Annotated in this window: 24 protein-coding genes; 16 read left to right on the top strand and 8 right to left on the bottom strand. The window is 67.4% G+C overall.

All coding sequences use genetic code 11. From position 1 onward, the window contains the following. The first annotated feature begins 91 nt into the window (after positions 1-91). From FCN77_RS23935 to FCN77_RS23900, 8 genes are all read left to right on the top strand, one after another. Positions 92-1,387 (top strand): sugar ABC transporter substrate-binding protein, encoded by a 1,296-nt coding sequence (locus tag FCN77_RS23935; protein ID WP_137324293.1) that lies wholly within the window; start codon positions 92-94, stop codon positions 1,385-1,387. A 78-nt stretch (positions 1,388-1,465) separates the two neighbouring features. Continuing rightward, positions 1,466-2,425: a carbohydrate ABC transporter permease gene (locus FCN77_RS23930; protein ID WP_137324292.1), complete on the top strand. Its 960-nt coding sequence runs from the start codon at positions 1,466-1,468 to the stop codon at positions 2,423-2,425. Position 2,426: 1 nt separating this feature from the next. Next, on the top strand, positions 2,427-3,305 hold the full coding sequence (locus tag FCN77_RS23925) for a carbohydrate ABC transporter permease (protein WP_137324291.1): 879 nt from the start codon (positions 2,427-2,429) through the stop codon (positions 3,303-3,305). A 73-nt stretch (positions 3,306-3,378) separates the two neighbouring features. After that, entirely contained in the window at positions 3,379-4,878 is a 1,500-nt protein-coding gene (locus FCN77_RS23920; RefSeq protein WP_137324290.1) for a glycoside hydrolase family 32 protein, read from the top strand. Positions 4,879-4,995: 117 nt separating this feature from the next. Beyond that, positions 4,996-6,702 carry a cell wall metabolism sensor histidine kinase WalK gene (locus tag FCN77_RS23915; RefSeq protein WP_137324289.1) on the top strand — a complete coding sequence of 569 codons (1,707 nt, stop codon included), beginning with the start codon at positions 4,996-4,998 and terminating at the stop codon, positions 6,700-6,702. Between the two features lie 231 nt (positions 6,703-6,933). After that, positions 6,934-7,587 (top strand): protein tyrosine phosphatase, encoded by a 654-nt coding sequence (locus tag FCN77_RS23910; protein ID WP_137324288.1) that lies wholly within the window; start codon positions 6,934-6,936, stop codon positions 7,585-7,587. 130 nt (positions 7,588-7,717) lie between these two features. Beyond that, positions 7,718-8,272 carry an RNA polymerase sigma factor gene (locus FCN77_RS23905; RefSeq protein WP_137324287.1) on the top strand — a complete coding sequence of 185 codons (555 nt, stop codon included), beginning with the start codon at positions 7,718-7,720 and terminating at the stop codon, positions 8,270-8,272. Further along, positions 8,265-9,062, top strand: a complete 798-nt coding sequence (locus FCN77_RS23900; RefSeq protein ID WP_137324286.1) for a hypothetical protein — start codon at positions 8,265-8,267, stop codon at positions 9,060-9,062. Before FCN77_RS23905 ends, FCN77_RS23900 begins: the two co-directional genes overlap by 8 nt. Positions 9,063-9,081: 19 nt before the next feature. Here FCN77_RS23900 and FCN77_RS23895 read toward each other — a convergent pair whose 3' ends face one another. Next, positions 9,082-9,618 (bottom strand): hypothetical protein, encoded by a 537-nt coding sequence (locus FCN77_RS23895; protein ID WP_137324285.1) that lies wholly within the window; start codon positions 9,616-9,618, stop codon positions 9,082-9,084. A 218-nt stretch (positions 9,619-9,836) separates the two neighbouring features. Here FCN77_RS23895 and FCN77_RS23890 point away from each other — a divergent pair, with 218 nt between their 5' ends. Genes FCN77_RS23890 through FCN77_RS23880 form a run of 3 tightly spaced genes read left to right on the top strand, consistent with a single transcriptional unit; the run spans position 9,837 to position 12,287 of the window. After that, positions 9,837-10,337 (top strand): sigma-70 family RNA polymerase sigma factor, encoded by a 501-nt coding sequence (locus tag FCN77_RS23890; RefSeq protein ID WP_137324284.1) that lies wholly within the window; start codon positions 9,837-9,839, stop codon positions 10,335-10,337. Beyond that, complete coding sequence (locus FCN77_RS23885; protein ID WP_137324283.1) at positions 10,334-11,023, top strand: anti-sigma factor; 690 nt, start codon at positions 10,334-10,336, stop codon at positions 11,021-11,023. Before FCN77_RS23890 ends, FCN77_RS23885 begins: the two co-directional genes overlap by 4 nt. Before the next feature lie 31 nt (positions 11,024-11,054). Further along, on the top strand, positions 11,055-12,287 hold the full coding sequence (locus FCN77_RS23880; RefSeq protein ID WP_254678729.1) for a pyridoxal phosphate-dependent aminotransferase: 1,233 nt from the start codon (positions 11,055-11,057) through the stop codon (positions 12,285-12,287). A 46-nt stretch (positions 12,288-12,333) separates the two neighbouring features. Here FCN77_RS23880 and FCN77_RS23875 read toward each other — a convergent pair whose 3' ends face one another. Both FCN77_RS23875 and FCN77_RS23870 read right to left on the bottom strand, forming a co-directional pair. Next, complete coding sequence (locus FCN77_RS23875) at positions 12,334-12,813, bottom strand: SRPBCC family protein (protein ID WP_137324282.1); 480 nt, start codon at positions 12,811-12,813, stop codon at positions 12,334-12,336. A 36-nt stretch (positions 12,814-12,849) separates the two neighbouring features. Continuing rightward, the gene (locus FCN77_RS23870; RefSeq protein WP_137324938.1) at positions 12,850-13,656 is read right to left on the bottom strand and encodes a DUF1206 domain-containing protein; all 807 of its coding nucleotides are present in this window, start codon (positions 13,654-13,656) and stop codon (positions 12,850-12,852) included. 281 nt (positions 13,657-13,937) lie between these two features. Here FCN77_RS23870 and FCN77_RS23865 point away from each other — a divergent pair, with 281 nt between their 5' ends. Further along, entirely contained in the window at positions 13,938-15,515 is a 1,578-nt protein-coding gene (locus FCN77_RS23865) for a WXG100 family type VII secretion target (protein WP_137324281.1), read from the top strand. Between the two features lie 83 nt (positions 15,516-15,598). Next, positions 15,599-16,045, top strand: coding sequence for a hypothetical protein (locus FCN77_RS23860; RefSeq protein ID WP_137324280.1), 447 nt, complete (start codon positions 15,599-15,601; stop codon positions 16,043-16,045). A 7-nt stretch (positions 16,046-16,052) separates the two neighbouring features. Here FCN77_RS23860 and trmB read toward each other — a convergent pair whose 3' ends face one another. Continuing rightward, positions 16,053-17,036, bottom strand: coding sequence for a tRNA (guanosine(46)-N7)-methyltransferase TrmB (gene trmB / locus FCN77_RS23855; RefSeq protein WP_137324279.1), 984 nt, complete (start codon positions 17,034-17,036; stop codon positions 16,053-16,055). A gap of 375 nt (positions 17,037-17,411) precedes the next feature. On the opposite strand from trmB, the gene FCN77_RS23850 reads away from it, so the two are divergent. Beyond that, on the top strand, positions 17,412-18,641 hold the full coding sequence (locus tag FCN77_RS23850) for an MFS transporter (RefSeq protein WP_137324937.1): 1,230 nt from the start codon (positions 17,412-17,414) through the stop codon (positions 18,639-18,641). Here the strand turns inward: FCN77_RS23850 and FCN77_RS23845 are convergent. Then, positions 18,628-19,671 carry a LacI family DNA-binding transcriptional regulator gene (locus tag FCN77_RS23845; protein WP_137324278.1) on the bottom strand — a complete coding sequence of 348 codons (1,044 nt, stop codon included), beginning with the start codon at positions 19,669-19,671 and terminating at the stop codon, positions 18,628-18,630. The two genes, FCN77_RS23850 and FCN77_RS23845, sit on opposite strands and share 14 nt — an antisense overlap. 106 nt (positions 19,672-19,777) lie before the next feature. On the opposite strand from FCN77_RS23845, the gene FCN77_RS23840 reads away from it, so the two are divergent. Both FCN77_RS23840 and FCN77_RS23835 read left to right on the top strand, forming a co-directional pair. Continuing rightward, entirely contained in the window at positions 19,778-20,998 is a 1,221-nt protein-coding gene (locus FCN77_RS23840; RefSeq protein WP_137324277.1) for a Gfo/Idh/MocA family protein, read from the top strand. Position 20,999: 1 nt separating this feature from the next. Beyond that, positions 21,000-21,995 carry a Gfo/Idh/MocA family oxidoreductase gene (locus tag FCN77_RS23835; protein WP_137324276.1) on the top strand — a complete coding sequence of 332 codons (996 nt, stop codon included), beginning with the start codon at positions 21,000-21,002 and terminating at the stop codon, positions 21,993-21,995. A gap of 122 nt (positions 21,996-22,117) precedes the next feature. On the opposite strand, the gene FCN77_RS23830 is transcribed toward FCN77_RS23835, so the two are convergent. The 3 genes from FCN77_RS23830 to FCN77_RS23820 all read right to left on the bottom strand — a co-directional run bounded on the left by FCN77_RS23830 (position 22,118) and on the right by FCN77_RS23820 (position 25,066). Beyond that, complete coding sequence (locus FCN77_RS23830) at positions 22,118-23,287, bottom strand: ABC transporter substrate-binding protein (protein ID WP_137324275.1); 1,170 nt, start codon at positions 23,285-23,287, stop codon at positions 22,118-22,120. Positions 23,288-23,712: 425 nt separating this feature from the next. After that, the gene (locus tag FCN77_RS23825; RefSeq protein WP_137324274.1) at positions 23,713-24,024 is read right to left on the bottom strand and encodes a putative quinol monooxygenase; all 312 of its coding nucleotides are present in this window, start codon (positions 24,022-24,024) and stop codon (positions 23,713-23,715) included. Positions 24,025-24,037: 13 nt separating this feature from the next. Then, the gene (locus FCN77_RS23820; protein WP_137324273.1) at positions 24,038-25,066 is read right to left on the bottom strand and encodes a LacI family DNA-binding transcriptional regulator; all 1,029 of its coding nucleotides are present in this window, start codon (positions 25,064-25,066) and stop codon (positions 24,038-24,040) included. Positions 25,067-25,272: the final 206 nt, after the last annotated feature.

Here is a 25,272-nt window from a genome sequence, read left to right as displayed (position 1 = left end):
CCGCAAAAGGGACGCAGCCGTTGCACCGGCCGCGCCCCCAACGGACCCGGGCTAATCATCCGCATACAAAATAAGCAGAAAGACTCCGCTCATGAACAAGCGATTCACCCGGATCCTGGCCACCAGCATAGCCGCGGCCGCCCTCGTTGGCAGCCTGGGCGCCTGCGGCAAGGGGAGCGCCTCGGCCACGTCCGAAGGCTCCAACGAGATCACCATGTGGACCCACAACGCCGGAAACCCAGAGGAGCTCAAGGCGATCCAGGGCGTCGTGGACTCATATAACAAGAGCAGCGGCGCCAAGGCCAAAATCAAGGTGCAGGCGTTTCCGCAGGACTCCTACAACGACTCCGTTGTCTCCGCAGCGGCCGCGGGCAAGCTGCCCTGCATCGTGGACATCGACGGGCCCAACGTGCCCAACTGGGCGTGGGCCAAGTACCTGACGCCGCTGAAGCTGTCCACGGACCTGTCCAAGAACCTCCCCAGCACCGTGGCCAAATGGAACGGGGAAACCTACGCCGTGGGCTACTACGACGTCGCGCTGGCCATGCTGGCCCGGGCCTCCGACCTCAAGGCCGCCGGCGTGCGGGTGGCAACGGTGGACAAGCCCTGGACCAAGGACGAGTTCCAGGACGCACTGACCAAACTCAAGGCCCTGGGCAAGTGGGAGTACCCGCTGGACATGGGCACGGCCGGCAGCGGGGAATGGCTGCCCTACGGCTACTCGCCGTTCCTGCAGTCCTTCGGCGCGGACCTCATCAACCGCGACGGCTTCCAGTCGGCGGACGGCGTCCTCAACGGGGACAAGGCCGTGGAGTGGGCCAAGTGGTTCCGCGGGCTGGCGGACCAGGGCTTTATGGCAACGAAGAGCGGCAAGGACTCCACCCAGGACTTCCTGAACAACAAGAGCGGCCTGCTGTACACAGGCTCGTGGGCCGCGGACAAGGCCCGCGCCGCCCTCGGCGAGGACCTGGTGGTCATGCCCACGGTGGACCTCGGCAACGGCCCCAAGATCGGCGGCGCCTCCTGGCAGTGGGGCGTCACGGAGGGCTGCGCGAACACCGACGCCGCCATGGACTACATTTCCTACTCGCTGAAGCCGGACAACCTGGCCGCGGTGGCGAAGGCAACGGGAACCATTCCGGCAACGGATGAGGCCGCGGCCCTGATCCCCGCCTTCGCCGATGGCGGCGCGAACCGGATCTTCATGGACTTCTCCCGCAAGTACGCGGTGATGCGTCCCGAAACCCCGGCCTACCCGTTCATCTCCACCGAATTCGGCAAGGCCGTCCAGGACGTCCTGGCCGGCGCCGATCCGCAGGCGGCCCTGGACAAGGCGGTCAAGGCCATCGACGCCAACATCAAGTCCAACGGCGGCTACAAGAACTAGCGCAGCCGCGGAGCACGACGGCGGCGGGTGCGTCCCGCCGTCGTCGTACCCCGGCGCTGCAGGTCAACGGAGAATCCCATGACAACCAGCCCACTTCCCACCCGTCCCCGTCCCGCCGTCAAGACGGCGTCCCACCCGGTGCCGGCCGCACCGCGCCGCCGGGCAGGCTTCCTGCGCGAACAGATCAGCGGCTGGGGCATGATCTCCCCTGCGGCAATACTGCTGCTGCTCTTTGTGTTCCTTCCGGCCATCCTGGGCTTCGGCCTGGCCTTCACCAACGCCCGGCTGATCTCGCCGCGGCCAGTGGAATTCGTCGGCGCGGACAACTTTGCCCGGCTGTTCGCGGACCCCACTTTCTGGCGCGCGCTCCTGAACGTCACGTACTTCGCCGTGGTGGTGGTCCCGGTGCAGTCCGCGCTGGCCCTGGCCATGGCGCTGCTGATCAACAAGAAGTTCCGCGGCGTGAACTTCTTCCGCACCATCTACTTCCTGCCCGTGGTCACCTCCATGGTGGTGGTCTCGCTGCTGTGGCTGTTCATGTACCGCAAGGACGGCCTGATCAACGAACTGCTGTCCACCTTCAGCTTCGGCCTCATCCAGGGCGCGGACTGGCTCAACGACCCCGCCACGGCCATGCCGGCCATCATCGCGCTGTCCATCTGGCAGGCGGCCGGGTTCCACATGATCATCTGGCTCGCCGGGCTGCAGAGCATCTCCGGTGAACTGTACGAGGCGGCCCAGCTCGACGGCGCGAGCCGTTGGCACCAGTTCCGGTATGTCACCTGGCCCGGCCTGAAGCACACCCGCAGCCTGGTGCTGGTGACCATCACCATCCAGGCCCTCGGCCTCTTCGACCAGGTCAGTGTCATGACCCAGGGCGGCCCGCTCGACTCCACCACCACCATCATCTACGAGGCCGTCCGCTCCGGCTTCAAGCAGCAGGAAACCTCCTACGCCTCCGCGATCTCGCTGGTTTTCTTCGTCCTGGTGCTGCTCATCTCAGCGGTGCAGCGCTACCTGACCCGAGAGAAGGACTGACGTGAAAAATTCGCTTCGACTCAGTACTGCGTCAACCATGCTGGTGCGGATCCTGTTTGCCGCCGTCGCCGCCTTCCCGATCGTCTTCATGCTGGTGTCCTCGCTGAAGCCGGACACCCAGATCTTCGGGGACATGTCCTCTGTGGCGGCCTTTCTGCCGGTGGGAAACATCTCCATCGACAACTACGCGGCCGTGTTCGACCGTGTCCCGGCGGCACGCTTCCTGGTGAACTCCATCGGCATCTCTGCCGTCACGGTGGTCCTGGGCATCTTCGTCAACAGCCTCTGCGCGTTCGCCCTGTCCCGCATGGAAGTGCGCGGCAAGAGGGTGGTGTTCACCGTCATCCTGGCCACCCTGATCGTGCCCTTCCAGACCCTGGCCCTGCCCCTGGTCTGGTGGGTCAACCAGCTGCCATACTTCGAACTCAACGGCTTCAGCCTCGAGATTTCCAAGGGCTGGCTGGACACCTACCAGGTGCAGATCATCCCGTTCATCGCCAACGCGTTCTCCATCTACCTCTACCACCAGTACTTCGAGTCGATTCCCAAGGAACTGGATGAGGCCGCCCGTATCGACGGTGCGGGCTGGTTCAAGATCTACCGCCAGGTGGTCATGCCGCTGGCCGGACCCGCCACCGCCACGGTGGCGATCCTGACCTTCCTGCCGGCCTGGAACTCCTACCTGTGGCCCCTCATGGTGGTCCAGTCCGAGGAACTGCGCCCGGTGATGATCGGCATCCAGTACTTCTTCCAGCTCAACGTCTCCTGGGGCGAAGTAATGGCCTATGCCTCACTCATCACGGTTCCCGTGGTGGTCCTCTTCATCGCCTTCCAGCGCTCCTTCATCAACAGCATCGCGTCCAGCGGCGTCAAGGGCTAAAGCCCGCCGCTCCGTACCCCCTCGCTCTGGCCCGCACCGCCCCGGCCACACCGTGAAAGCAGACAACAACCCCATGACAACCACCACCGCGCTCGACTGCCGGTACCGGCCGAAGCACCACTACACCGCCGGCCGCAACTGGCTGAACGACCCCAACGGACTGGTTTACGCCAACGGCACGTACCACCTCTTCTACCAGCACAACCCCGCCGGGAACGACTGGGGCAACATGTCCTGGGGGCACGCCACCTCCACGGACCTGCTGCACTGGGACGAACAGCCCGTGGCCATCTCCTGCGACGGACAGGAAGCCATCTTCTCCGGCTCGGCCGTCCTGGACGTGCGGAACACCAGCGGTTTCGGCACCGCGGACAACCCCCCGCTGGTGGCCGTCTACACCAGCGCCTATTCGCCCGCCTCCCAGCTGGGCGGCCGGCAGGCGCAGTCCCTCGCCTACAGCACGGACGACGGCGCCACCTGGACCAAGTACGCCGGGAACCCGGTGCTGGACCGCGCATCCGCGGACTTCCGCGACCCGAAGGTCTTCCGGTACGACGGCGACGCCGGCAGCTACTGGGTAATGGTGGCCGTGGAGGCAACGGACCGGGAAGTGGTCCTCTACAAGTCCGCGGACCTGAAGACCTGGGAGTACCTGAGCACCTTCGGCCCGGCGAACGCCACCGGCGGAGTGTGGGAGTGCCCTGACCTGTTTGAACTTCCGGTGGACGGCGACGCGGAAAACACCAAGTGGGTGCTGGTGGTGAACCTGAGCCCCGGCGGAATCGCCGGCGGCTCAGGCGGCCAGTACTTCATCGGAACGTTCGACGGCGTCGCGTTCGTTTCGGAGACCACTGTCACTGGGGGACTCCAGCAAGATGACAGCAGGATGGCGGAGTACGGCTGGCTGGACTGGGGCCGGGACTACTACGCGGCCGTTTCCTTCAGCAACGCACCGGACGGCCGGCGGCTCATGATCGGCTGGATGAGCAACTGGCAGTACGGCGCCGCCACACCCACCACCGGCTGGCGCGGCGCCATGTCCCTGGTCCGGGAAGTCAGGCTGGCCCGCCGCGGCGGAAAGGTGGTGCTGGTCCAGGCAGCGGTGGACCCGTTCGGCGGAAGCCCGGCTGCGGCGTACACCCTGGCCGGGCAGCCGCTGGACGCCGGCACCACATGGCTGCCGTCGGACGCCTCCGGCGACGTGCTGCGGATCGACGTCGAACTGGAGCCGGCGGCGGCCGGGGAAACGGGCCTTCTGCTCCGCTGCGGCAATGGCGAACAGACTGTCCTGGCCTACGATTCCGGCCTGGGCGTGCTCAGCCTGGACCGGCGGGCGTCCGGCAACACGGAGTTCCATGAGGCCTTCGCGTCGGTGGAACGCGTGGCGGTGCCGCTGGAGGGCGGGCGCCTGAAGCTGGAGATCCATCTGGACCGATGCTCGGTGGAGGTCTTTGCGCAGGACGGCCTGGCCACGCTCACGGACCAGGTCTTCCCCGCGGAGTCCAGCACGGCGGTGGCGCTGTTCGCGGACCGCGACGGCGGCACTGTGGTGAGGCTCGACGTCGTCCGTTAGGGGCGGGTCGCGTCACGGTGGCGTCGCATGGCATTCCCGCGCCGTGCCGGTTTACACTGTGGGCAGCGCCCTTGAAGCAGCCCGGGGGCTTCTTTTCTGTGCCGGGGGGACAGAGCCATGAATCGTATCCAAGAACTATGTCGTCCGCTTCGCGTGGTGCGGCGGCCGGCCGGGTCCAACGTCAGCAGCCCACCTGCTGACGCCACTTTGCTGGCCGACGGGATCGACCGGATATTCGGCAGGTTAGGCGTCCGGGGGCGGATGGTGATGAGCCAGTTGCCCCTCACGGTCACCATGGTCCTCGTTGTTGCTGCCGCGGCGATTTTCAGCCCGGCAACTCTGGCGGACGGCACGTTCCGGATTGCGTTGCTGGCCCATGCCGCGCTGTTCGCACTCTGTGCAGCTGTTCCCTGGGGGCGGCTGCATCCCGAAGCATTCACGCTGATTCCCGTCCTCGACTGCGTGGCGGTCGGATTTACGCGGCAGGCCGGCGGACCCAGCTTTAACGTCCTCAGCCTGATGCTGGTCTTCCCGGTGATCTGGCTGTCCGCGAGCCGATACCGGCACCGTGTTGTCCTGGCAGTCATTGCGACCGTCCTCAGCACGGTGGTCCCCGCAGCAGCCCTGGGTGCGGACCTGGCGCAGGGTTCGATGATCCGGACAATCTTCCTCCCTCTGGTGATGGCCGCGATCGCCGTGACCGCCCACCTCGTAGCCGGCGCTCTTTACCGGCAACGCAGGACACTGGTCAGCAAGGACCGCGATCTGGCAGCCACCCTCGCCGAGAGCGTTCAACGGCAGGGGCTGCTTGATGCGGTTCTTTCAACCGTGGATGTTGGCGTGTGGGTGGTGGACGGGCACGGCAAGGACGTGCTGACCAACCGGGCGATGCGGACCGATCCTGCGTTGGCCCGGCTTGCCCCGGCCGCGGGGCCTTCGGCGCTGTTTCACAGCGACAGGACCACCCCTGTCCCGCCGGACGGACTCCCCTCCGCGCGGGCCTCCCGCGGTGAGACTTTCGCCAATGAGCTGTACTGGTCCGGCGAGGACGCAGAGCAACGGGCGTATTCCGTCAGCGGCCGTGCCATCCGGTCCCGGGACGGCGCCAGTGCCGGTGCCGTCGTCACCTTCGCCGAGGTGACGGCCCTGATCAACGCGCTCGCCGCCAAGGACAACTTCGTCGCCACGGTTTCCCATGAGCTGCGCACGCCGCTGACGTCCATACTCGGCTACCTGGAACTGGCCCTGGACGAGCCCGGCCATGAGGGCATAGAGGCTGAGCTGCGGATCGTGGAGCGGAATGCCAACCACCTGATGGGCCTCGTGAATGACCTGATTGCCGTCGCTTCCGAAAAGGTGGACCTCGTCCTGCAGGAGACGGACATCGCGAAGCTCCTGGCCGGTGCCGTGGCTGCTACCCACGCGCAGGCGGCCATCTGCGGAGTGGACCTGGTGCTCGACGCCGAGGAACCGCTGACCGCCCGGGTGGACCCCGTCAGGATCCGGCAGGTGGTGGGCAACCTGCTGTCGAACGCAGTGAAATATTCACCGGACGGCGGACGGATCACCGCCCGGGCCCGCAGGGACGGCAAAGACCTGGTCTGCTCGATCACCGACACGGGCATCGGCATGACGGAGGAGGACCAGGAACAGGCATTTGCCAAGTTCTTCCGTTCCGCCCGGGCCCGCAACACAGCTATTCCCGGGGCGGGCCTTGGCCTCCCCATCAGCAAGACCATCATCGAAGGACACGGCGGCTCAATCAGCCTGACCAGCGCACCGGGCGCGGGCACTACGGTGACCTTCATCCTTCCCGCCGCCTAACGCTGACCCCGGGTCAGCTGTTCCGGTGGAGCGCCTTCGCCGGGGCGTCCAGCCGGAGAGCCACGACCTAATGCCGCCACCGCGGACGCCTTCGAAAAGAATTTTGGGCGCCGCGTAACCTTTTCGGAATCCGCAGCGATGTAAGGGGAGTGCGGACCGCGTCCGCGCAGCTTGAGGCCGGAATCAACCTGGCCGTTACTGACACTGTTGTATATGTTTTCGGAGGGTTCCATGTCTTTGTTCACTGTTTTTGCCACTAGTAAGGTTGCCGCGAGCGTATTGGCGGCCGGCACGCTGGCGGTCGGTGGCACCGGCGCAGCCGCCTTTGCCGGAGCGCTTCCCTCTGACGTCCAGCAGAGCGCCCACGAGCTGCTCGGCGCCCCCGCCCCGCACGTCGGCGGCGTGTCCAAGACCGCCACGGCCGACGCCAACGCTGAAGCCACTGCGTCTGACGCCCCGTCAGCTGCTGCTGCCGGCGCCGTTGAGGGCGAGAACGCCGAGGCCAAGGCATCCGCAACGGCTGTTGGTCCGGATGCAACCGGCCCCGCCGCCTTCGGCCTGTGCACAGCCTTCACGAAGGGCGGCCTGGACGCAAGCTCCACCGGTTTCAAGTCCCTCACCGTTGCTGCCAAGGGCGAAGCCAACATCGAGTCCTTCTGCGCAGACGTAGCTGCGGCAGGTAACGCAGCAGGCAAATCCGGCAGCCACAAGGCTGAGGTTTCCGGATCGGGCGACGCCGCCGCGAACGTCGAGGCCCCGGAAGCGCCGGCAGTTCCGGCCGCCCCGGAACTCCCCACCCAGGCAGCAGTTCCCTCGGCTCCTGAGCTCCCCGCTGAGGTCCCCACCCATCTCCCCGAGCTGCCCACCTCTGCCGGCCGTCCGTAGTACAGCCGCTATGGTGGATCGCGGGACTCCTTCGCTTTGGCGGGAGTCCCGCGGTGCAACAGGCGCTGGTCCGCTGCCTTCCGTGACCTGGAACAGGTGACCGCGCTGCGTGGGATGGAGGAGCCCTAGGGTGCTCGAAACTTTGGCAGATGAATACGTTCACACGGACGGGGCCGACCCCGCCGTGCTGTTCACCCTTGTCTACCGCAAGTTCTCGGGCGCGGTGCTCGGCTACCTGCGGGCCCGGGGCGTGGATGACCCGGAAGCGGTCACCCAGGACGTGTTCCTGGCCTTTTACCCGAAGCTCGACGGCTTGCAGGGCGGAGTCCAGGGCGCAAAGTCACTCATCTTCTCCATTGCCCACGCGCGCATGGTGGACCATTACCGCCGCAATGAACGCACCCCGTCCCTCAGCCCCTATGAGTCCGAGTTCGACGCACGCAGAACGCCCTCGGCCGAGGACCTCGCACTCGCCAAGGTTGATGGCGGCGCCGGAGCCCTCCTCGACGGCTTGAGCCCGGATTACCAGGAAGTCCTCGCCCTCAGGGTGGTCGCGGACCTGTCCATTGAACAGGCCGCGGAGATCATGGGCAGGACGCCGGGAGCCGTTAAACAGCTGTATCGCCGGGCGCTCTGCGCCCTCAGGGAACGCGCCTCAATAGGAAGCAAGGCACATCATGAGTGACAACTCCTCATCCCCGAACCAGCGGATCATCGACGAACTGCTGGCCGACGCCGGCATGGACGACGCCGGCGATCTTCGCCCCGTGCTGCTGGAACTTCGTGCCCTGGCCGGCGGCAGCCCCCGCCCGTCCGCCGCAGTGGAAGCGCTGATGGCCACGCCCGCGACGCTGGCGGCTCTCCCCTTGCCGCTTCCCGTGCCCGCCGAAGCTGCCTCCGGCCTGCCGGCTGCCGGGCAGGCGGAACCGGTGGTTGACGAACTGGCTGCCCGACGCCGGCGCAAGAGCCGGCTCCCGCTCACAGCCCTGTCTGTCGCGGCCGCCCTTGCCGCCGGCGGAGCCGCTGCCGCCGCGTCGGATGAAAACATCCGCCATACCTTGGGAAACGTCGGCCATGCGGTGACGCTCTTTGTGGGGACGGTGACCTCTGGAACCGGGGGAAAGACCGGCGGCCAGCCCGCCACGGATCCCGCCGGAGCGGTGCCGGGTTCGCCCGCGTCCACGCCCACGGCGCCGGCCCCTTCTCCCTCGGACGGCAGTTCCGTGCCTGGCGGGCACCCTGGCCAGGGGAGGCCGGCCGTTCCCGCCTCCCCGTCGCCAAGCCAAGCCCACACCCCGGGCCTCAACCTGCCGAAACCCGATCCCCGGGACCTGGGCACACTGCCGGGATCAGGCCAGCTGCCTTCCGGAAAGCCGTTGCCTTCTTCGCCGGTGAGCCCCGACCCGTCCGGGCTGGTGCCCACACCGCCCGTGGACCTGCCGCTCCCTGGCCACAGCCCGTCGCCGGGGAGCTAGCCCCCGCTGTAGCGGCCGGCTAGTACCCTCCGGTCATGGCCTTCACCATGTCGCCGGCCGGGCCCACCAGATACCAGACGTTGCCGACGCCCTGGCCGGTGATGTCCCCGGCGGACTTGTCCTTGGCGTAGTAGTACACCGGCAGCCCGTTAACGGTCAGCTGTTTCTTGCCCTCCGGCGTCGGGATGGTTCCCACCGTGGCGGTGACGCCCTCAACTGCGGGCGACGCCGAGTCGGTGAGGACCGGCGGCCATGCCACAATGCACGAGCCCGTGCAGGCGCTCGTCCCGGAGTCCTTGACGTCCTTGGTGAAGAAGTAGACGCTCATGCCTTTGGCGTCCACCACGATCTGGCCGGCGCCCGATGAAGCCGTTTTCAGTTCTGCCGCGCCGGCGGGGACCGGGGACGACGCCGGCGCCGAGCTTTCCGCCGGGGCGGAGGCCGCCGTCGAACCCTCCGCGGTGGTGGGTGACGATGTTCCCGCACCTCCTCCGCAGCCGGCGAGAACCGCTGCCAGCGCCACAACGGACAAGCTGATACCCAGTTGCTTTTTCATGTCCAGCTCCTTGGTTTCGTGCCGGCCAAACGGAGCGGCCCGGCGCTAACCGGTACGACGTCCTTGGGCGGAGAATGGTTCAATGCGGCGGCACTCTGAACCGTTTGTGCCCCATGGGCGTCGTAACGAGGGAACGGCGGGCGTTCGGCCGGCCGCGGAAGCATCACGAGGCAGCACACACAATGCAGGAAACGATCAGCACAGCGGGAGGGGCACGGATGCCGCTCGATGAAGATGTGGTGGCGGCGATCTACCGCGAACACGGCGCCGCCTTGCGGCGTTTCGTGCTGAGCGCCTCCCGGGACCCGCAGCTCGCTGACGATGTGGTCCAGGAGACAGTGCTCCGCGTCTGGCAGCAGGCGCCGCAGATCACCGGCAGCCTGCGGAGCTACCTGTTCCGCACCGCCCGGAACATCATGATCGACAACTACCGCAAGGCCCAGCGCCGTCCGGTCGAGGCGGGCGAACGGGACATGGCGGATCCGGCGGAAGCAACCGAACGCGTTGATGAGTTGCTCAACCGCGTGCTGATGGAGGAAGCCTTGCTGCGGCTGAGCACCGAACACCGGGATGTCCTGGTGGCCCTGCACTACCGCCGCTGCACGGTCACGGAAGCGGCCGTGGAACTGAACATCCCCGCAGGTACCGTGAAGTCGCGTGCCTTCTACGCGGTGCGGGCGCTGCGGACCATCCTGGACGAAATGGGGGTGCAGCGGTGAGCGCCGAGGACCTGCACCAGCTGCTGGGGGCGTACCTTCTGGGCGGGCTGGAGCCTGCCGACGCGCTGGTGTTTGAGGAGCACCTGGCCGGGTGCGCGGACTGCCGCCGGGAGCTGGACGATCTCGCCAGCCTGCCCGCGCTGCTGGATGCCCTTCCTGTTCCCGACGCCGTCGCCCTGACCGGCCCCGCGGAAACCACTTCGTTGGGGGACGCGGTTTCCGCGGGGGACCCCGCCGTGCTGCTGGACGAGCTGGCCGTGCGGCGGCGGAAATCCCGACGGCGGTGGGCGGCGTTCGTCGGGGCGGTGGCCGCCGCCTGCCTGGCTTTGGGAGTCGTGGCCGCTCCGCTGTTCAACCAGCCGCCCAAGCCCGATGCGAGCTATTCGGTGGAGGCCCCGGGCGGGCTGCAGGTCCAGCTGGCCCTCCTGAAGAAAGCCTGGGGAACTGAGGTCTCGTTCACGGGGACCAGCCTGCCCACCCAGGGCACGCTGTCCCTGTGGGTCAAGGGCCAGAACGGCACCGAGGACCGGGCCTGCAGCTGGTCCGCGACTCCCGGAGGCCGGTCCAGGATCACCGGGGCAACCCCCACCCAGATCAGCCGGATCAGCAGCGTGGAACTGCGCGACGAACGGCAGCAGAAGGTAGCGGTCATTTCCATGGTGGACGGCTCCTCCGGCGCCCATTGACGCCGCCAGCGCCCGGTGGGACGCTGGGCACATGGTCCGCGGCAGGACCGGGAGGTTCGCCCGGATTGAGCCGTTCGGCATCGACAAGGTGGCTGCCGCCGTCGGTGGTGATCCCGACGTGCTCCGCATGGAGAACCTGGACACGGATGTGGCCCCGCCGCCGTCGGCCATCACCGCAACCCGCGAGGCAGTGGGAAGCAGGGCCGCCAACAGCTGGCTCCCCTTCACCGGAACGCTGGCCCTCCGCCAGGCGGTGGCGCACCGGCTCCGTCAGCAAACGGGACTCTCCTACGATCCACGCTCGGAGGTGGTGATCACCGGAGGAGCTCTGGCGGGAATGCTCAGCGTGCTCCTGGCCACTGTTGACTACGGCGATGAAGTAATACTCACTGACCCCACCTATGCGGGCATGATCAACCGCGTCCGGCTTGCCGGGGCGGTGCCGGTGTTTGTCCCGCTGATGGTTGACGAAGGGCGCTGGCGCCTGGACCCGGCACGGCTGGCCGCAGCGGTTTCCGCCCGCACGCGGGCAATCCTGCTGATGAGCCCGTCCATGCCGTCCGGCCACGTGTTCAACGACGCCGAATGGGGCGCCGTCCGTGATGCCTGCCAACATGCGGACTGCTGGCTGCTGTACGACGCCGCCATGGACCGGATCCTGTTCGACGGCCTGCCCTACCGCCATCCGGCGTCGTTCCCCGAGCTTGCCCACCGCACCATCACGCTGGGCGGCGTCTCCAAGAACTACCGCATGATCGGCTGGCGGGTTGGCTGGGCGGCCGGACCGGCGGAGGTTATGGGAGACGTGGCGCTCGCCGCGATCTACAACACCACCGTGGCCAGCGGCTTCGGCCAGGCCGGGGTGCTGGCCGCATTGACCAACGACGACGACGGCATCGCCGGGGCCGTCCGCGAGTGGCAGTCGCGCCGGGACCTGGTCATCGCCGAGCTGGCCGGGCTGCCCATCGTGGTTCCCGAGGGCGGGTGGTCGATGCTGCTGGACGCCGAGGCGCTGGGGATGCATGCGCCGGAACTGTCGCGGCGGCTCCTGGCTGCCGGCCGGATCGCCGCCACTCCCATGACGGCGTGGGGCCAGGACGTGGCGCCGCGGTATGTGCGGCTGGTCTACGCTACTGAACCGCTGGGCCGGCTGCAGGGAATCGGGGCGCGCGTCCGGGCCGCCCTCGGGGACTCCGGACGGGATCGCGCGTACGGCCCGGCGTCGGCCGAGCGAATCCGCGGGGTCGGCCCGGCGACTGCGTGACGGCACGCAGCTCCCGGCACGGACCCACGGTTTCGGCGGTGTGGGCTTAGGGGTGCAGGGCGCGGAACTCCGCCACGAGTTGCGGGTCCTCGCACGCCCCGGCGAAGGCCTCGATGCGTTTTTCGATTTCGCGGCCCAGGAGCCAGCTGCCCACCCGCTCCGCGACGGGCCGCAGCCATGCCGGCCGGCAGGAGAAGGTGTACTTCCAGACCGCGCGGGTGCCGCCGTCGGCCGGGGTGAACCTCCACCCGCCGCCAAAGTTGCCGAAGAACCAGGGGCCGGACACCATGGTCATGCCCACATTCCGGGGCGGTGAGAAGGAGACGTATTCACTCACCATCACCAGCCCCATCTTTGAGACGGTGCGGGTGCGGACGCCCTTGCCGGCGGCCCGGGCCCCGTCCAGCCAGCCCTGCGCCGAGATGAAGGGATCCCACTTCAGCCGGAAGTCGCCGGTGGTCTGGGAGAACGCAAAGGCGGTCTCCGGATCGAGTCGGATGAATCGTTCGGCGCGTACCTGGGGCATGCCTCCACCCTAACGGGGCGCCGGTAAGTGGCGGCCTCACATTTTGGCCAGCTTTGCCCGCATCATCGAATACACCCCGTAGCAGATGAGGCCGATTCCGACGGCGGCCAGCAGGTATAGGCCGAACGGCTGGTCCCGCAGCGCCTTCAATCCACCGTCAAGCCCGGTGGATTCCTCCGGGTGCGACCTCGCGGTGGCAACGACAATCAGCAGGCCGACCAGCAGGAGCGCGACGCCCTTCGCGACGTAACCCACCACGCCCAGGACGGTGACCGCCGTGCGCGCGGTGCCCGGGGCAGGCATCCTGAGGTTCTTTTCGAACGACTTCCGGACGCCGCGGATCGCGTACACCACTCCGGTGACGGCGACCGCTGCGCCAATGATGATCAGCAGGGCAACGCCGCCGGGTGCCTTCATGAGGGTCACGGTGAAGTCGCTGGTGGACTGGCTGTTGTCCTTGCCCGTTCCGATGGCGAACGAGGCCAGCGTGACGGCGAACGCCGCGAACACCACGGCCTGCCCCGCGGCCTTGAGCTTCCGGCCGACCTTCTCTTTTTTCGGCAGGTGGCTGTAATCGAAAATCGCGTCGCTGGTCTGCCAGATGGCCAGGGCCACGCAGGCCGCGAAGCTGCTCCACAGCAGGATGGGCCCGGCCGGCTGGCTGGCCAGCTCCTTCACGGCACCGCTGACATCCGCCTTGCCCTCCCCGCCCATGGCAAGGCGGAGGGCGATGGAACCCATCAGGAAATGCAGGACGCCGCTCACAGCGAAGCCGGCCCGGGCCATGATTTCCAGCGGACGTGAATTGGTGACTTCTTCGGCCGTATCCGCGGCCTCTCTCAGTTCTCTTTTGATGGTGGGGCCCTCGTGCAGTTCTCTTCGCCGTGCAGTTCTCTTCGCCGTGCAGTTCTCTTCGCTGTGAAGTTCTTTTGGCGGGGCTGTTCCCGCCGGCAGTTGTAGGCCCAATCGTGCCACGCGAACCTGCTGCCGAACAGATCCCCGTCCCGTGATGGGGGCGTTGACGGAGCCCTGATGGGGAGTGATGCCCATGGCGGGCCCGTGTGCACCATGGCACGATGTGGAGCAGCCGCTACTTCGCAGCCGATTGATTCTCCGGGGGACATATGACTTTCTACGGTGCTGACGTCAATCAGCTTCGCGAGCTGGCCAAGGCGGCGGACAAGGCTGCGTCGCTGCTCAGCACCAGGGCCTCGTCGCTCCAGAGCCAGATTCTTGCCGCCCCCTGGAAAGGAGGCGACGGCGAGCGTTTCCGGCAGGAATGGACCAGCAGCCACCGGCCCAGCATCGAGCGGGTGGTGGCCAGCCTCCGGCGGAACTCGAAGGTCCTGCTCCAGCACGCCGCCGAGCAGGAGAAGTCCTCGGCGGCCGGCACCGGCAGCACCGCTGCGGGCGCCGGCGGTCTGGCCGGTACGTTCGAGCAGCTGAAGAACTGGACGCAGGAGAAGCTGGAGGAAGCCCGTGAAGCGGCGGAGCACCGGGCCGATCTGCAGGACCAACTGGACAGGATGTCCGGTGCCGGCCCGGAGGAGCAGGCCAAATGGTGGGACAGCCTGTCCGCTCAGGATAAGAAGTACCTGATCGAAGGCGAAGGCCCGGACGGCCCGTTGGCCAAGGACCTGATGGCCATGGACGGCGGGATCCCGGAATCCGCGCAGGACCTCGCCCGCGAACACCTCCTGGAGCTGGCGAAGGAGGACATCCCTGTCTACACGGAGACGGGCAGGGCCTCCATCGAAGCCCGCGTCCTGTGGGTCCACGGCGGCGCCGAGGTGGGCACCGAAGTGGTGGAAAACGCGGACGGTTCAGCCACGGTGAAGGTGTATGGAAACATGGGCCTGGGCGTTAATGACGCCACGGGCTCCGCTGGGGCCACCCTCACCGGCGAAGTGGCCCGCGAGTACACGTTCGACAGCATCGAAGAGGCCATGGCGGCCCGGAACCAGATGTACGAGGACCTTCCGCCGGACAGTGTTGGTGACATCAAGGACGTGGCCGGCAATCCGCCGGACTACATCCTGGACACCTTGGACGGGGCCGCCAAGGACAACGGTTCCAGCGGCCACGAGGACAAGGCCAAGGGATCGCTCTCGCTCGAGGCGGGGGCCAAGTCCACGGATGCCGCGGGCTCCGCCAAACTGGACCTGGCCTACGAGAAGAACCTGACTGACGGGACCTCGAAGGCCAGCGTGGAGGTTTCCGCCGAAGGCAACCTGGATCTGGACGGGCGGACGTTCGAGGCTTCGGGCAAGGGCGGCCTGGAACTGAATATGGACAAGGAGAACAACGTCAGCTCGGTGTCGCTGTCCATGGAAGGAACCGTGGCGCAGGGCGTCAAGGAAGGCCTGGACGTCAAGGCGGGCAATATCGAGTCCAGCGTCACGGCCGGCACCCAGGGGACCGTGAAGATCGATATCGACTACACCCCGGAGAACAGCGCCGTGATCGACAGCTACATGCGGAACGTGGCGCTCGGGAACAATGCCGCGGCCGCCCAGGACGCCGCCACACTGTACGAAGCGGGCTCGGCCACCGTGCAGGTGAACAGTGTAGTGACAGCCTCCAACGAGGCCGGCTTCGACATCAAGGCCGGTGAAGTCAAGGTGAGCACGGAGAACCAGGTCAGCACCAACGTCAGCACGTACCAGAAGGTCCCCAACGACACGAAGCTGTCCCGGATGTAGTCCACGTGCCGGTCCGCAGAACTTGAAAACCCACAACTTGAACCCCCGCTGCTTGAACCTCGCTGAAGGAGCAACCACCAGCCATGACAGTTCACATCGAATCCCCGCTTGGTTTCACGGCGGACTTCCCCGAGCACACCCTGGTGCTGGACGATTCCAGCGCCGGTCCCGGCACCGAGCAGTACGGGCTGCTGGGGGACATCCTGGTCACGGTCATCAAGGATGACAACTCCGTGGACGGCCCGGCCCAGGCCAACGGCTGGGCCCACCTGATGTCAGGCCACTATCTGGAGGAGCGCGGCGGGAGCCTGCTGACCGAGGGTGAACTGAACCTTCCCGGCAAAGCCGCGTACGCGGTCGTGGTCGGTTATGACGATGCGCGGGGCGACGCAAAAGCGGCCGCCACGGTGGGGGTATGGGAAAAGGGCCGCTTCATCGGCGTTGTGGTCATTTGGCCGTACGTTGACCCCCAACTGGAGCCGCGGATCGGCCTGCTCAAAGAAGTGGTCGGCGCCATCAGCGTGAACTGACACCCGCCTACAGCCGCCGGTAGCAAAGATCGAAGATGAGGCGGCCGGCTTCGTGGGCCTTGTTTTCGAAGCTGGTCCGGATGCGCCCCTCGAACCGCGGTGCCCAGCCGCCGGTTTCATCCACGCCCTCGTTCGGGCCGGTATGTTCAGTGCTGACCGGCGCGCGGCCCTCCTTCACGGGCGCGCCGCCCACCAGGGACTCGACGCCGGACTGCCACACCTGGGTGAGGGGGCTTTCGGGTCCCTTACGCTCGCCGTCGTGCAGGTTCACGAAGTCGGCGGAGCCGTCCATGACATCGCGGACATGCACGGCGTAGTTGGACCAGTCCGTGGCCACCCGGAACAGGCCGCCCGGCTGCAGAGCTGTCGCGACGAGGGCGGCGAACTCAGGCTGGATCAGACGGCGCTTGTGGTGGCGGGACTTGTGCCAGGGGTCGGGGAAGAAGACCCAGACCTCGCTGACGGAGCCCGCGGGCAGCATGGTGGCAAGCACCTCCGGGGCGTTGGCTTCGACCACCCGGACGTTGCTGAGCTTGCGGCTGTTGATCTTGATCATGGTGTTGGCAAGGCCCGGCGTGTAGACCTCCACGGCAAGGAAGTCCCAGCCTGGGTTCTCTTCGGCCGCATGGCAGACAGCATCGCCCAGTCCCGAGCCGATCTCCACGATTAGGGGCGCCTTGCGGCCAAACTCCGACTCGGCGTCGAACACGTAGTCCGGGTGTACGGAGGTGTTGGCGATGTGCCGCGGAACGTCCACTGCCCAGCGGTCCGAATGCTCCTCCCAGGCCAGCTGCCGGCGTCCCTGCAGGCGGGTGCCGCGGCGCACGAAACTGACCGGCCGCCCGCCGTATGTGCCGAACGAAGCCTGGCTCCCAGGGGTTACCGGACGGGCCGCCTGGGACGGTTCCGGGGCTGATTCCTGGGCTGAAGCCGGTGCGGCCTCCGGCGTTTGGGCGTTCGTCGGTTCAGGGGTTTCTGGGGATTCACTCATCCTTTCCAGAATAGTGGACATCGTCAGGCGGAACCGGGCCGACGGCCGCTGGCCCGAAGCCAGCACGTACGGGATTGTGCGCGGTCAGAACAAAATCATGAGATCCCCGTTCCGGAGCACGAGAGCCAGCCCGGCGGCGACCTGCAGTCCGGAGATCCACAGGCTTGAGGCGGCGGCCGTCCAGCTGTTCGATCGGGGCGCGGAACCCCTGACGGCTGCGATGCCCAGGCCGCAGCTGGGAATCGTCGCTATGTGGATAACTCCTGCGAGAATGGGCCGGTGACCGAAGCCAGGAACCAAGCCAGCAACGAAGCCACAACCACCGCCGCGAAAGCCAAGGCCCCCGGCCGCGTCCGGAACGATACTTCCGGCACGCTGGTGGACGCTGAAATCGATGAGGTGCCTGCCGCCGAACCCACCCGCATCAGCGGCCCGCGCGCGCTGGTCTACCTCGGCGTGTGCCTGGTGCTGATCGGGCTGAACCTTCGCACGGTATTCTCCAGTTTCGCCGCGGTGCTGCCGGAACTACGGTCCGACGCCGGGCTGCCGGGCTGGGCGGTGGTGGTCCTCACCACCGTGCCGGTCACCCTGCTGGGCGTTTTCGCTCCGCTGGCGCCGATCCTCGCCCGGCGTTTCGGCGCCGAACGCGTGCTGCTCGGAGCCATGGCTGTCCTTGCCGCGGGGCTGCTGCTCCGCCCGGTCGACCTTCCCGGTGCCGGCCACCTGCCCGCGCTCCTTGTCGGAACAGCGGCCTGCGGCGCCGCCATTGCCCTCTGCAACGTGCTGCTGCCTGGGCTGGTGAAGCGCGACTTCCCGCACCGGCTGGGGCTGATGGGCGGGCTGTACACCACCGCCATCTGCGCCTCGGCCGCCCTGGGCGCAGGGTTCACCTACCCGGTGTTCGCCGCATCGGGGGAGTGGACGGCGGCGCTGTGGTTCTGGGCGCTCCCCGCCGCCGTCGTACTTTTCCTGTTCCTTCCGCTGGCCATCCGGCAGCGGCATCCGCGGCACCAAGCCGTGGCCGACGGCGTCAACGTGTGGCGCTCGGCGGTCGCCTGGCAGGTGACCATCTTCATGGTGCTGCAGGCCATGATGTCCTTCAGCGTCTTCGCCTGGCTGGCGCCCATCCTGCGGGAGCGCGGAGTGGACGGCGGAACGGCCGGCCTGATCGTGTCCGCGTCCATCGTGCTGCAGATGCTCGGCTCGCTGTTCGCGCCGGCGTTGGCCGCGCGGTTCCGCGACCAGCGGACCATCAACACGGTGGTGGCGCTGATGACCGGCGGCGGGTTCGCGCTGAGCATTTTCGGGCCGCTGGACTTCATCTGGGTGTGGACCGGGCTGCTGGGTCTCGGGCAGGGAAGCCTGACCGCGGTGGCGCTGACCATGATCATGCTGCGCACCCGGGACGGGCACACTGCCGCGCACCTGTCCGGCATGATGCAGGGCGTGGGCTACGGCGTCGGTTCCACGGGCACGCTCATGGTGGGGCAGCTACACCAGGCCACCGGCTCATTTGTCCCCGCGGGCGTGCTGTTCCTGGCGGTCGGGGCGCTCGCCGCCGTGTTCGGCTACCGGGCCGGACGGAACCGCTTCATCGGCGGTTGACGTTCGACGGCGGCGCGTGCCCGGTGGACCCCCGGACGACGAGCTGGGTGGGGATCAGGTGCAGCCGCTGCGGCAGGTCCGGGCGTTCCCGCCGTTCCAGGATGAACTTGCCGGCCTGCAGGCCGACGGCGATGTTGCCGTTGTCCACCGACGTCAGCGAGAGGTGCCGGATCTTGGCGAGGTAAGTGTTGTCGTACCCCACCAGGGAGAGGTCGTCGGGGACGCTGAGGCCGCGGTCGTCAGCTGCTGACAACGCGCCGATGCAGGCGATGTCGTTGAAGGCGAAGATGGCGGTGGGGCGCTCCTGCCGGGCCAGCAGCCGCTTGGTGGCGTCGTACCCGCTCTCCTCGCTCATGCCGCCTGCCACCACCAGCGGCTCCAGCCCTGCGGCGCGCATGGAGGATTCATAGCCTTCCCGCCGCAGCTCGGCGATCCGGCCCGGCCCCTCAAGGTGGGCGATGCGCCGGTGGCCCAGCGAAATCAGGTGCTCCGTGGCCTGGCGGGCACCGGCCTCGTCGTCGTTGACCACGACGTCGGTCCTGTCCAGGTCGGGCTCGCGCGTGCCGGCGAGGACCACGGGGACCGTCCTGACCGCTGCCTCGAGCGCGGCGGTTTCCGTGGTGGTGCCGACGACGACGATCCCGTCAATGCGCTGTTCGAGCAGTGTCTCCACCGAATTCCGGCCCACCCGGTGGTCCGTGTACGAGTCGACCAGGACCGGAGAGACCCCGGCCGAATGCAGCGAGGCAGTCAGCCCCTCGAGCAGTTCCACAAACCAAGGGTTGCGCAGGTCGTTGAGCAGCACACCGATGGTTCCGCTGCGCGGGCTCGAGAGTCCCCGGGCCAGCTGGTTGGGCCGGTAGCCGAGCTCGGCCACCGCGTCCTGCACAGCCTGGCGGCGGCTGGGGCTCACGCTGGCGGAACCGCCCAGCACCAAAGACACAAGCGATTTGGAGACTCCGGCAAGCTCGGCAACGTCCCGGATAGTGGGACGGCGCGGCTGGTCACCGACGGCGGGCGAACTGTCCATGCTGCTTCTCCTCTCGGTCCAACCTCAGCATAAGGGGTTGACTAACGCGTCATTTCACCTTCATTATGGACCGGTCCAATAGTTGTCCAAAACCGAAGGAACTGTCATGAGTGAACCGCGCACACGCCGGCTGGTCGCAGGAATGGTCGGAGGGGGAGCGGGGGCGGACATCGGCAAGACCCACCGCTATGCGATGCGGCTGGACGACCAGTTCGAGCTAACGTCCGGTGTCTTCGGCCGCGACCGGGAACGCTCCCTCGCCGTGGCCGCCGTGCTGGGAATCGACAAGGGCCGGGCCTACCGGGACTACGCGGAAATGGCTGCGGCGGAGGCCACCCGGCCCGACGGCGCCGACGTCGTGGTGGTGGCCACTCCCAACGACAGCCACTTTGACATTGCCCGCACCTTCCTCGAGGGCGGCATTTCGGTGGTGTGCGAGAAGCCGCTGACCCAGGACTCGGAAACCGCTGCCGAACTGGTGCGCCTCGCCGCCGACAAGGGAGTGTTCCTGGCGGTCCCGCACTGCTACTCCGCCTACGCGATGGTGCGGCACGCGGCCCGGATGGTCCGCGACGGCGAGCTGGGCCGGGTGACGTTTGTCGACGTCGAGCACGCCTCCGGCTGGGCGGCCACGCCGCTCGAACAGGAGGGACACAAGCAGGCGCGCTGGCGCACCGATCCGGATATTGCCGGGTTCCCAAGCGTTGTGGGGGACCTCGGTACCCACGCGTATCACCTGCTGCGCTACGTCACGGGGCTGGACGCGGACCGCGTGTCCGGCCGGCTGGGCACCCTGGTGCCGGGGCGCCGCGTCTTCGACCACGCCACCGTGGAGCTGGAACTGGGCGGGGCAGTGCCCGCCCGGCTGTGGGCAAGCATGGCCGCCACCGGACATAACCATGGCCTGCGCATCAGGGTGTTTGGCGACAAGGGCAGCCTGGAATGGCAGCAAGAGGACCCGCACCACCTCACGGTCCAGGACCTGGACGGCGCCACCACGGTCCTCACCCACGGCCAGGGCACGCTCTCCGAAGACGCCACCCGCCTCACCAGGGTGGGGCTTGGGCATCCGGAGGGGTTCCTCGAGGCCTTTGCGAACTTCTACCGCGACCTGGCGGACATCCTGCGTGCCCGCCGCGACGGCACCCCGTCCCCGGCACGCGAACTGACCATCCCCACCGGCATCGACGGGCTTATCGGAGTCCGTTTTGTCGAGGCTGTGGCCGCTTCGCACCACCAGGACTCCGCCTGGGTCTCCCCCGTGGCATCCATCCAGCCCGGCGCCTCACTCCAGCCGTTCGTATCAACGCAGAAAGCAGGAATCTGACATGCAGCGCTTCGCCCTCCTGGGAGCCGGGTTCATCGGCTCCGTCCACGCCGCCAACCTTGCCGCACACCAGGGCGTCGAGTTCTCCCGCATCTATGACATCGACCATGATCGGGCCAAGGCTCTCGCAGAAACGCACGGAACTCAGGCCGTCGGCGACCTGGACGAGGTATTCGATCCCCGGCACGTCGATGCCGTGTTCATTGCCTCCTCTACCGACACCCACGCCCAGCATCTTGTCCGCGCCGCCGACGCCGGCCTGGCGGTCGTGTGCGAAAAGCCGATCGACCTGAACCTCCGGCGGGCCCGCGAGGCCGCTGCCCACGCGGCAGGGCGGGGCGTTCCGGTGATGGTCGACTTCAACCGCCGCTTCGACCGTGACTACGTCGAACTCAAACGGATCATCGACGCCGGGGAGGTGGGCGACGTCGAACTCCTCCAGATGTCCACTCGCGGACCGGCGGTGCCGCCGCTGTCCTACATCGCCGCGTCCGGCGGCCAGATGCGGGACCAGACGGTGCACTTCTTCGACCTGGTCCGCTGGCTGACCGGACTGGATCCGGTGGAGGTGTCCGCCGTCGGCTCCGCCCTGGCGGAACCGAGTCTGGCCGAATACGACGACGTCGACACCTCCGCCGTGACGCTCCGCCTCCCCACCGGGGCGCTCGTGCAGATCGACAGCATCCGGCGCACCAGTTATGGCTACGACGAGCGCATCGAGGTGTTCGGCTCCGGGGGGATGGCCGAGACGCAGCGCCGCCGCACCGGTGCCGTGTCCCGCTACGGGGCGGGGCAGGTCATCGACGACGGCCTGCACCCCGGCTGGTTTGAACGGGTTCAGCCCACCTACGCAGCAGCACTCTCGCATTTTGTAGCCGCCCTGGAGGACGGCGCGGCCCCGACCCCGTCGCTGGAGGACGGGCTCAAGGCGCAGGCCATCGCCGAGGCAGCCACCCGGTCCCTGCACAGCGGACGGACCGAAAAGGTCGAGTACTGAGCGCTGCCGCGGGCGAAGCCACGGGAACGCCAGGGGCACCTGCCGGGAAATGCCGGCAGGTGCCCCTGTTCTTGGTGTGTTTTGGTGTGCTTGTTCAGTTCCGAGGTTCGGTCCTTGAGTGACTAGTCCTTGCCAAGCCCCGCAGCGCTGACCTTGTCGCCGCCGGTCGCACCGGTGACGCTGTTCAGGGCGGTGAGGTCGAAGATGCCGTTGATGTCGGCCTGCTTGGTGGTGCCGGCCTTCACTCCGTCCTCGAGCAGCTTCTTGTAGCTTCCGGCCAGCGGATCCACGGTGAAGACGATGTTCGTAAGTGACCGCTCAATGACGTCCGGCTTCAGTTCGGCGCCCGAGGCTTCCTTCAGGGCGGCGTTGATGACCGTGGACTTCTCGTCCGCGGCAGCGGAGTTGAGCCATTTGACGGATTCGGCGTGGCCCTTCAGCAGTGCCTTGACGGTGTCCGGGTGTTCGGCGGCGAACTTCCTGTTCACGATCAGGATGGTGGTGGGGAACTCGCCCGGCTTGCCCGTCAGGGAGCCGTCCCAGAGGTCCTTCTCGTCCACCAGGACCTTCGCGCCGGCCTGCAGCACCAGCCGGGACGCCCAGGGCTCGGGCAGCCACGCACCGTCGAGCTTGCCGTCCTGGAACAGCTTGAGCGTCTGCGCGTTCTCAGTCGGGTTGATCGCCACGTCGCCGCTGCCGTCGGTGTTGGTCTTGTAGCCCTGCCCGGCCAGCCAGGCCCGCAGCGCCACATCCTGGGTCCCGCCCAGCTGCGGCGAGGCGAGGGTCTTGCCCTTCAGATCCGCCGCGGAACCGATCTCCGGCTTGACCACCAGCTGCGCCCCGCCCGCGGCAGCACCGGCGATAATGCTGACGGACTCGCCCTGGCTCTTCACGAACGAGTTGATGGCCGGGCTCGGGCCGATGTACGTGGCGTCGATAGCGCCCGCGTTCAGCGCCTCGATCGCTGCCGGGCCGGCGTTGAACACCTGCGTGCTCAGCTTCGTCTCCCCGAGGTTCTTCGCGATGAAGCCCTCCTTCACCCCGACCAGGGCAGGGGCGTGGGTGACGTTGCCGAAGTAGCCAAGCTTCAGCTCCGCGGCAGGCGTCCCGGCAGGGGCAGCAGGCTGCGCTTCGGTGCCGCGGTTGAGATTCGATGCCACTGCCGCGCCGCCGGCGATCAGGGCTACGAGGCCTGCGGCGACACCGATGCCGAGGGCGCGTTTGCGCTTTGGTTGGGAGGTTTGGCCCGCAACGATGCGGGTGGATCCTTCAGGGTTCTGATGCGATGACATGGGGATTCCTTCAAGAGTGGGGCAGCCCCGCAAGGGGCCGCCGCCGGACAGCAGTCGAGGGGACGAAGGCTCGCGGCGGCAGTCTTGTGCAGCCCTTCGTCGTGGGCCAGTTGCTGGGCCTGTTGCTCTTGTGGAGCTTGTCCGGTGCCCCGGTCCCAGCGCTTGGACTGAGATTACGCTCCGGCATCCGGCGTAAACAATGCGCCGCGTCGCCTGCGTTCATCGGCGGTAACGGGGTGACTCGAAGCGTCATCCAGGGGCCCAAACCGGCAGTCCGGGGCGCCCGAAACGTAACAGGGCCGTCACCGAACGTAACGGCCGCCGTCGCGGTTCCGTGGTGGAGAAGGTCTGTGTCTGGGGGGAGCTGAGTTCCCGCCGGATCGGACGACGGCGGTAACTCAGCCCGCGGGCTTTGTCGCTTTTGGCTAGAGCGTGCCTTGGTGCTGCGTCCCCGCCGGGATCGGCGCCAGGCGGGTCACTTCCACCGCCTCCTCCAGGAGTCCTTCGAGTGCGGCGTTCAGGCGTTTGACCGCATCGCCTTCGCCGTGGGAGTCGAGCAGTTCCGCCGTTTCCCATTTTTCCACCATCAGGATCTGGCCGTTCGGGTGCTCGTGGATGGCATAGAGCAGGCAGCCTGGTTCCTCGTGAACCTCGGTGATGGCGGGGGAGAGGGCCGCGACGACGTCGTCGAAGGCGCCTTCTTTCGGCGTGAACACGGCGGTAACGATGACGGGCATGGGGTTTCCTAACTTACGGCGGAGCGTATGAGGGGGCGGTGCTGTTGCGCGGAACGAAGTCCGCCTTGACCTCGATGGTTCGGGCGCCGGCCGGGAGCCGGCCCTGCATCCGGCCGAGGACCAATTCCAGGGAATGGACCGCTAGCATGTCGATCGGTTGGCGGATAATGCTGAGCGGCGGGTTTGTCAGTTCGGTCCACGGGTTGTCGTCGAAGACGATGACTGACAGTTCTTCGGGTATCCGCACGCCGACCTGGACGAGGCGCCGGACAGAGCTTTGCACCTGGGCGGTGTTCGCCACGATGATTCCCGTGGGACTGTCCGGAAGTGCCAGGAGGGACCCGACGGCGTCGCCGCCGCCGTCTCCGCGGAACGGTACATCCCGGATCAGCATGGGGTCCACCGCGAGCGCGGCGTTTTCGTGGGCGGTTCGGTAGCCCTCGATCCGCGCCCGGCCGGTTGACGTGCTTGTGGGGCCGGTGATGAGGCCGATGCGGCTGTGGCCGAGTGCGATGAGGTGCTCGGTGGCACGTCGGGCCGAGTCTGAGTTCTCGATGCTGACGACGTCCACGTCCTCAAGTTCAGGGATGGTGCGATCGACGAACACGACGTGTACGCCCAGGTCCCGCAGCCGCTCCCACTTCTCGATGTTCCCGCCGGTCGGGGTCGCAATGACGCCGCCCACCGAGCGGTCCAGCAGGGTGTCCAGGGAGTCGGCCTCAAGGTGGGGATCCTCCTGGGTGGTCATGACCACCACCTGCACCCCGTGGCTGCGGGCTTCCCATACCACGCGGTCGGCAAGCTGGGCGAAGAAGGGGTTGGCCAGGTCCGCAACCACGAGTCCAACAGTAAGTGCGTGGCCGGCGCTGAGCTCGCGGGCGGCGGCACGTGGCCGGTACCCGAGTTCTCCGATCACGCGAAGCACCGTTTCGCGCTTGGCCGGTGCGACCGGGCCCGAGTCCGGGTTCAGGACCCGGGACACGACGGAGACCGAGACTCCGGCCGCCGACGCGACATCGCGAATAGTTGGTGCCTTTTTCACTTCTTCTCCTCGTTGAGGGTCCGGTCCCGCCAGGCGATCAGCACGGACTGGGATGCGTACCTGGGAAACCCACGATTGCGCTCCGGTGTGACTGTTGACACAGCCTATCACCGACTGGTACAAAAGTGGAACCGATTCCACTCCGGTCCTAAAATTCCAATTTGCGACGAAGAAGTTGCTCCGCCAGTCAGGTGGAGAGCTCCTCT

The organism is Arthrobacter sp. 24S4-2, assembly GCF_005280255.1.
GTDB lineage: Bacteria > Actinomycetota > Actinomycetes > Actinomycetales > Micrococcaceae > Arthrobacter.
The sequence above is the reverse complement of the archived record's forward strand: the minus strand, read 5'-3'. Positions and strand labels throughout refer to the sequence as shown.

Excerpts from the sequence above, each read along its gene's own strand:
- FCN77_RS23935 (WP_137324293.1), top strand. The coding sequence starts at position 92 with ATGAACAAGCGATTCACCCGGATCCTGGCCACCAGCATAGCCGCGGCC.
- FCN77_RS23930 (WP_137324292.1), top strand. The coding sequence starts at position 1,466 with ATGACAACCAGCCCACTTCCCACCCGTCCCCGTCCCGCCGTCAAGACG.
- FCN77_RS23920 (WP_137324290.1), top strand. The coding sequence starts at position 3,379 with ATGACAACCACCACCGCGCTCGACTGCCGGTACCGGCCGAAGCACCAC.
- FCN77_RS23915 (WP_137324289.1), top strand. The coding sequence starts at position 4,996 with ATGAATCGTATCCAAGAACTATGTCGTCCGCTTCGCGTGGTGCGGCGG.
- FCN77_RS23910 (WP_137324288.1), top strand. The coding sequence starts at position 6,934 with ATGTCTTTGTTCACTGTTTTTGCCACTAGTAAGGTTGCCGCGAGCGTA.
- FCN77_RS23900 (WP_137324286.1), top strand. The coding sequence starts at position 8,265 with ATGAGTGACAACTCCTCATCCCCGAACCAGCGGATCATCGACGAACTG.
- FCN77_RS23895 (WP_137324285.1), bottom strand. The coding sequence starts at position 9,618 with ATGAAAAAGCAACTGGGTATCAGCTTGTCCGTTGTGGCGCTGGCAGCG.
- FCN77_RS23890 (WP_137324284.1), top strand. The coding sequence starts at position 9,837 with ATGCCGCTCGATGAAGATGTGGTGGCGGCGATCTACCGCGAACACGGC.
- FCN77_RS23880 (WP_254678729.1), top strand. The coding sequence starts at position 11,055 with ATGGTCCGCGGCAGGACCGGGAGGTTCGCCCGGATTGAGCCGTTCGGC.
- FCN77_RS23875 (WP_137324282.1), bottom strand. The coding sequence starts at position 12,813 with ATGCCCCAGGTACGCGCCGAACGATTCATCCGACTCGATCCGGAGACC.
- FCN77_RS23865 (WP_137324281.1), top strand. The coding sequence starts at position 13,938 with ATGACTTTCTACGGTGCTGACGTCAATCAGCTTCGCGAGCTGGCCAAG.
- FCN77_RS23860 (WP_137324280.1), top strand. The coding sequence starts at position 15,599 with ATGACAGTTCACATCGAATCCCCGCTTGGTTTCACGGCGGACTTCCCC.
- trmB (WP_137324279.1), bottom strand. The coding sequence starts at position 17,036 with ATGAGTGAATCCCCAGAAACCCCTGAACCGACGAACGCCCAAACGCCG.
- FCN77_RS23845 (WP_137324278.1), bottom strand. The coding sequence starts at position 19,671 with ATGGACAGTTCGCCCGCCGTCGGTGACCAGCCGCGCCGTCCCACTATC.
- FCN77_RS23840 (WP_137324277.1), top strand. The coding sequence starts at position 19,778 with ATGAGTGAACCGCGCACACGCCGGCTGGTCGCAGGAATGGTCGGAGGG.
- FCN77_RS23835 (WP_137324276.1), top strand. The coding sequence starts at position 21,000 with ATGCAGCGCTTCGCCCTCCTGGGAGCCGGGTTCATCGGCTCCGTCCAC.
- FCN77_RS23830 (WP_137324275.1), bottom strand. The coding sequence starts at position 23,287 with ATGTCATCGCATCAGAACCCTGAAGGATCCACCCGCATCGTTGCGGGC.
- FCN77_RS23825 (WP_137324274.1), bottom strand. The coding sequence starts at position 24,024 with ATGCCCGTCATCGTTACCGCCGTGTTCACGCCGAAAGAAGGCGCCTTC.